The organism is Snodgrassella alvi, assembly GCF_002777745.1.
Classification (GTDB): Bacteria; Pseudomonadota; Gammaproteobacteria; order Burkholderiales; family Neisseriaceae; genus Snodgrassella; species Snodgrassella alvi_D.
This window is the reverse complement of record NZ_MEIO01000061.1, coordinates 1-2,552: the sequence shown is the minus strand read 5'-3', so window position 1 is coordinate 2,552 and position 2,552 is coordinate 1. Positions and strand designations below refer to the sequence as shown.

The following is a 2,552-nucleotide window of genomic DNA, read 5'->3' as shown; positions in this document are numbered from 1 at the left end:
AATCGGCGTCATATTATTTAATGCTTCATGAGGCCTTTCCGTGTTATAAATGGTTAGCCATTCTTCGGTTACCTTTCTTGCTTGTTCCAGATTATTAAATAGATATAAATCTAGTACCTCTGTGCGATAGGTGCGATTAAATCGTTCAATATATCCGTTTTGATATGGGCTACCTGGTTGAATATAATCTATGGTTATACCATGTGACTTTGCCCAGTCGATGAATGTTTTTCCGGTAAATTCCGGTCCATTATCCACTCGTATTTTGAGTGGATAGCCATGATATTCGGCCAGTTTATCTAGGTAACGGGTAATCCTGCCAGCAGGTAAACTAACCGCAATATCAATGCCTAACGCCTCACGATTAAAGTCATCTATCACATTGAAGGTTCTAAAACGCTGTTGATTGCGACTGCTGTCACTCATAAAATCCATTGACCAGCATTCACCTTGTTTATTGGGTGCTGATAGCCTTTCTGGGCTTCGTGGAGGAATGCGTTGTTTACGCTTTACCCTGAGATTAAGCTTTAATTCACAATACACCCGATACACACGTTTATGATTCCATTTATAGCCGAGCTTTCTGATGCGATTAAAACATTTAGGAAAGCCCCAGCGTAAATGCTTATCGGTAATAGCACTTAGTACCGACATAATCACTGTGTAAATACCCCAAACTTAGTACAAGATTCAAGTAGAAAATTATGCTGCTTGTTTTAGGGTTTTATATTCAATCGGCGTCATATTATTTAATGCTTCATGAGGTCTTTCCGTGTTATAAATGGTTAGCCATTCTTCGGTTACCTTTCTTGCTTGTTCCAGATTATTAAATAGATATAAATCTAGTACCTCTGTGCGATAGGTGCGATTAAATCGTTCAATATATCCGTTTTGATATGGGCTGCCCGCTTGAATATAATCTATGGATATACCATGTGACTTTGCCCAGTCGATGAATGTTTTTCCAGTAAATTCCGGTCCATTATCTACTCGTATTTTTAGTGGATAGCCATGATATTCGGCCAGTTTATCCAGATAACGGGTAATTCTGCCAGCAGGTAAACTAACCGCAATATCAATGCCTAACGCCTCACGATTAAAGTCATCTATCACATTGAAGGTTCTAAAACGCTGTTGATTGCGACTGCTGTCACTCATAAAATCCATTGACCAGCATTCACCTTGTTTATTGGGTGCTGATAGCCTTTCTGGATTTCGTGGAGGAATACGTTGTTTACGCTTTACCCTGAGATTAAGCTTTAATTCACAATACACCCGATACACACGTTTATGATTCCATTTATAGCCGAGCTTTCTGATGCAATTAAAACATTTAGGAAAGCCCCAGCGTAAATGCTTATCGGTAATAGCACTGAGTACTGACATAATCACTGAATCATCCGGTAATTTAGGTTGATAATAGTAAGCACAGCGACTTAAGCCAACAATAGCGCAGCTCATGGCAATAGTAATAGAATGACTTTCTTGCAGTTGTACAGCCCAGGCTTTACGTGCTTGAGTAGGCACTATAGCTTTTTTATGATTTCCTCCTGTGTAAATACCCCAAACTTAGTACAAGATTCAAGTAGAAAATTATGCTGCTTGTTTTAGGGTTTTATATTCAATCGGCGTCATATTATTTAATGCTTCATGAGGCCTTTCCGTGTTATAAATGGTTAGCCATTCTTCGGTTACCTTTCTTGCCTGTTCCAGATTATTAAATAGATATAAATCTAGTACCTCTGTGCGATAGGTGCGATTAAATCGTTCAATATATCCGTTTTGATATGGGCTACCTGGTTGAATATAATCTATGGTTATACCATGTGACTTTGCCCAGTCGATGAATGTTTTTCCGGTAAATTCCGGTCCATTATCCACTCGTATTTTGAGTGGATAGCCATGATATTCGGCCAGTTTATCTAGGTAACGGGTAATCCTGCCAGCAGGTAAACTAACTGCAATATCAATGCCTAACGCCTCACGATTAAAGTCATCTATCACATTGAAGGTTCTAAAACGCTGTTGATTGCGACTGCTGTCACTCATAAAATCCATTGACCAGCATTCACCTTGTTTATTGGGTGCTGATAGCCTTTCTGGGCTTCGTGGAGGAATGCGTTGTTTACGCTTTACCCTGAGATTAAGCTTTAATTCACAATACACCCGATACACACGTTTATGATTCCATTTACAGCCGAGCTTTCTGATGCGATTAAAACATTTAGGAAAGCCCCAGCGTAAATGCTTATCGGTAATAGCACTTAGTACCGACATAATCACTGAATCATCCGGTAATTTAGGTTGATAATAGTAAGCGCAGCGACTTAAGCTAACAATAGCGCAGCTCATGGCAATAGTAACAGAATGACTTTCTTGCAGTTGTACAGCCCAAGCTTTACGTGTTTGAGTAGGCACTATAGCTTTTTTATGATTTCCTCCTGAAGCTGAGATTTTAAACTGAGCTCAGCAAACATCTGCTTAAGCTTAAGGTTTTCAGCCTCTAGCTCCTTTAAACGTTTGATATCGGACGTTTCCATACCACCGTATTT

At 39.4% G+C, this 2,552-nt stretch carries 3 protein-coding genes; all 3 read right to left on the bottom strand.

Features of this window, described 5'->3' with window-relative positions; genetic code table 11:
• On the bottom strand, positions 1-654 hold a 654-nt coding region (locus BHC51_RS10525), incomplete at its 3' end, for an IS3 family transposase (RefSeq protein ID WP_143558842.1).
• A 48-nt stretch (positions 655-702) separates the two neighbouring features.
• On the bottom strand, positions 703-1,527 hold the full coding sequence (locus tag BHC51_RS10520; protein ID WP_100153989.1) for an IS3 family transposase: 825 nt from the start codon (positions 1,525-1,527) through the stop codon (positions 703-705).
• A 66-nt stretch (positions 1,528-1,593) separates the two neighbouring features.
• On the bottom strand, positions 1,594-2,418 hold the full coding sequence (locus BHC51_RS10515; RefSeq protein ID WP_100153988.1) for an IS3 family transposase: 825 nt from the start codon (positions 2,416-2,418) through the stop codon (positions 1,594-1,596).
• Between the last annotated feature and the right edge of the window lie 134 nt (positions 2,419-2,552).